Annotated in this window: 3 protein-coding genes and 1 pseudogene; 2 read left to right on the forward strand and 2 right to left on the reverse strand. The window is 55.4% G+C overall.

Features of this window, described 5'->3' with window-relative positions; translation table 11 throughout:
• Positions 1-286 precede the first annotated feature (286 nt).
• Positions 287-523: a hypothetical protein gene (locus AC5S26_RS29700; protein ID WP_494188559.1), complete on the reverse strand. Its 237-nt coding sequence runs from the start codon at positions 521-523 to the stop codon at positions 287-289.
• 574 nt (positions 524-1,097) lie between these two features.
• Here AC5S26_RS29700 and AC5S26_RS29705 point away from each other — a divergent pair.
• Both AC5S26_RS29705 and AC5S26_RS29710 read left to right on the forward strand, forming a co-directional pair.
• Complete coding sequence (locus AC5S26_RS29705) at positions 1,098-1,898, forward strand: phytanoyl-CoA dioxygenase family protein (RefSeq protein WP_494188560.1); 801 nt, start codon at positions 1,098-1,100, stop codon at positions 1,896-1,898.
• Between the two features lie 368 nt (positions 1,899-2,266).
• Positions 2,267-3,043 (forward strand): DUF3050 domain-containing protein, encoded by a 777-nt coding sequence (locus AC5S26_RS29710; protein ID WP_494188561.1) that lies wholly within the window; start codon positions 2,267-2,269, stop codon positions 3,041-3,043.
• Positions 3,044-3,237: 194 nt separating this feature from the next.
• Here the strand turns inward: AC5S26_RS29710 and AC5S26_RS29715 are convergent.
• Positions 3,238-3,500, reverse strand: a pseudogene (locus AC5S26_RS29715) (hypothetical protein); the annotation flags it as partial.

Consider the following 3,500-nt stretch of genomic DNA (forward strand, 5'->3'; position numbering starts at 1 on the left):
TGTCTGCGGTACATGCTTGCCCAACGGGTGTGCCGTCGCGACCCACTCCCTCGGCGACTGGATGGAATCTGCGGAAGGGGATCACAGCTTGCCGGGGGGAAGGAGTCCGCGCCTCTTGAGAGCGCGTAGCGGATTCTGGGCAGGAGAGCGTGCGTCCGAAGGGCGGGGGTGTCTTGAGCGCGGCACGCTGAACACAGATAGATAGGCAAACCAGAGGGAGCCGGCCTGTTCAATCACTTGCCCCCAAGGCGCAGTCGCAAAAGCCAGCTCGGAAAACTAGAAGTGGTCACTCACAAAGCAGGAGGAAGAATGCAAAGGGGATTCCAAGCATCGATGCTATCGCTCGACCCATCTCCTGGCCTACTCCATAGTTCTCCGGATGGGCTGGGATCGCGAAGAGGTAGTCGTCTTCAAGGGCACGTTCGATCCGGTTCTCGGTCAAGACATAGGTATGGGGGCCGCGAGCGTTGCGATACTTGAGGAGCGAAAAGCCGGTCAAGTACCGCCGCGGCGGGGATGCCATCGAGACCGGGAAGCATACTACTATCGCTCAGCACGCCGATATCGTATAGCGGCGCTTCTACTGCTGTGAGCATCTTGCGAACTGTAATCTCGGGTCTGTCCATCGAGGTTCTCTGTGAGAGATCTTTTCTGCGGGGAGGGGTGCAGGGGAGGGAAATAGGTCGTTGCGCAACATCGCCTTCTAATCGCAATACGTCTTTGCAGATTGAATTGCTGGGATCTCGACAAGTCTGAGGATCGTTGTATAGACCTTCGCATGGCGGAAATCTTTGAATTACGTGATTCGCGGATCGTGAGTGTGGTACCTTTTTATCGGTCCCCTCCGTCGTTACTAATAAATTCCCCCGGTTTTAGATCTGAAAAGCCTTCAGATTGCTGAGTAACTGCTGGAATAGCACCACGAATGGGGGTTGTACTGTATGGCGAAGCGTACATTCAGCGGCCGGTTCTCTCACTATTCTGGAAGTCTTGCCTCCCGGTTGGCCCTTGGCCCTGAACATCTGGCGATGTATCTGATGGGCAGGTTTAAGGCCATCCGCCTTTTCATGGTTTGGCTGCACGGTCGAAGGCATCCAATGGACGCACCGCTTTCCGGTTCGGGATTAGACCTGGTGGAAAGCGTGGACGTGGACTGTGCGGTCCAATGTCTGAAGCAAGATGGTTTCTTCGCTTGGTTGCGCCTGCGCGACCCAGCGCTAGAGGCAATTCGAGAGTTTTGCGAAGGCACCATCTGCTATGGTGACGGCAATCCGGGCTTCGGATTCCGCTATTCAGAAAAAGACGAAGTGGAACAGAGATATGGGCGACGCTTCACGGTCGCGCGATACTTTCAGGCTGCGACCACTTGTCCTGAGCTTGCGGCGCTTGGAAAGGATCCTGTCCTGGTCAGGATGGCAAGCCAATATTTCGGCGGCAGGCCCACGCTGGTGGCCACCCGCGTATGGTGGAGCTTTGCCGGGCCGGCCGATACATTCCAGAAAATCAGAAACGCTCAGCAATTTCACTACGACATTGATGGTTATCGCGCACTCTGTTTCTTCTTCTATTTGACAGACGTTACACCAGGCAGCGGAGCGCATATCTGCATACGCGGAAGCCACAGGCAAAAGAAGCTGCGCCACTTGTTGTCTCTGTTCAAAGCGCGCGACGACAAGGATATAGAAGAGACCTATGCCGCGGACCATCACGTGGTATTGTCCGGACCGATCGGATCAGGCTTCGCCGAGGACACGTTCTGCTTCCACAAGCGCCTCCACCCAGAGTCCGCCGATCGGCTGCTTCTGCAGCTTCGGTTTGGTTTGCGAGACTATGGAACTCCCAAAGATGCTGTGGCGGAGTATGGCAACGTGTCGTTGGGAGCAAAGGGAGCGGAATAGCGCCAAATCGGTTGGATAACCTGCTATTCCGTCCGCCACCCCGCAGAGACTCGCTTCCTGCCCACCTCCTCTGTCAAGTCTCAAACTCACGAAACCAGCCCAATCGTGTGGCGTACCGGTTCAGCTCCGTCCGCTATGCCGATGATCTTGTGGGTAGTGTTCCCCTCAGCCGAAAAACGGCAAGATGATGACCGAGTTGCTCATCCTACGCGATCTCAAGCGAGCCAAGATTGGCCTGCCAGCAGACCGAAATAATTTCGGCGCACGAATGGAATCTGTTTTTCAGGGTTCCGGTTGGATGGTCGGCGATCCTGAAGTGAAGCGATCGATTTCGAGGAATCCTTTATGCCGGGAGTGATAATAAGAAAGTGACCTTTATCGGAGTAGTCAATTCAATTGAAGCCATAGAATTACGCATTACGCCGTTGCGCAATAAGTTGGCTGGGCATCCCCTCTATCCACGGATTCGTACGCTGCGTGACGTCCGCCTTTTCATGGAGTCCCATGTCTTCGCGGTGTGGGACTTTATGAGTCTGCTTAAAGTACTACAGCGGGCGCTGACGTGTGTTGATCTACCTTGGGTGCCGACACCCTTTCCGGTGAGCCGGCGCTTCGTCAACGAGATTGTCCTGGGCGAGGAGAGCGACGAATATCAGGGGCGCCCGATCAGTCATTTCGAGATTTATCTCGAAGCGATGGAGCAGGTGAAGGCAGATACACGTGCGATTCGCCACGTAGTAAGCTGCGCTCCGCTGGGCGTTGACAGGCTGAGTTTCGAAGGAGTTCCGGGAGCGGCGCAAGAGTTCGTCGAGACTACCTTCCGAGTCATTCGCAGGGGCTCGTCGGCTGCCCAGGCCGGGGCCTTCGCGTTTGGCCGCGAGGATGCGATTCCGGACATGTTTCGATCGCTAGTGCGTCAGCTAAACCAGGAGATGAGTGGCGAACTCGACCAGTTTGTCTGGTATCTGGAAAGGCATATCGAGGTTGACGGTGACGACCATGGACCGCTTTCGCTGAAGATGGTTGCCGACCTATGCGATGACGACCCGGCGCTCTGGGAGGAAGCCTCCCAGGCTGCCGAGGAAGCACTTCGTGCGCGTCTCAGGCTGTGGGATGGTGTGCTGACGCAGATAGAAGCGAACTAGTCGGCATCAAGGCAGGAAACACCAACACAAATACTTCCGGTTCTTCCGGCAATAGGAGCGCGCATCGGCCAATATCTTGCCCTTTGCAATGACGATGACGCGATTGCATATCTGCTCGACGACTTCGAGCGTGCTTCTAACCGATCCAATTATTTGGAGGGCGCCCACGACTCGGCGTCTGTCGGAATCGCGTCTTACTTGGCTGACTTTGCAAGCCAGGCTGTCATCAGCTCTTCCACCAGCTCTGACATGTCTCGTGGATCGTCGGTTGTTTTCAGACGATACTCGCACTCTGCGAGCGTTTTCTTGCGCAGGTAGAGGGTCGAGGGACGAAAATGCGGGTCTTTGCTCTTGGCGAGCGTGGCCTTGCCGGGCACAACAGTTTTACCTTGCGTGCTCTCAGAAACAGATTTTCGTCGCATGGTCATATTCATTTCCTTTCTGAAAGTGTAAACGC

The organism is Edaphobacter sp. FHG110511_03, assembly GCF_059115365.1.

Coding starts and splice junctions, on each gene's coding strand:
- AC5S26_RS29700 (WP_494188559.1), bottom strand. CDS start 523: ATGGCATCCCCGCCGCGGCGGTACTTGACCGGCTTTTCGCTCCTCAAG.
- AC5S26_RS29705 (WP_494188560.1), top strand. CDS start 1,098: ATGGACGCACCGCTTTCCGGTTCGGGATTAGACCTGGTGGAAAGCGTG.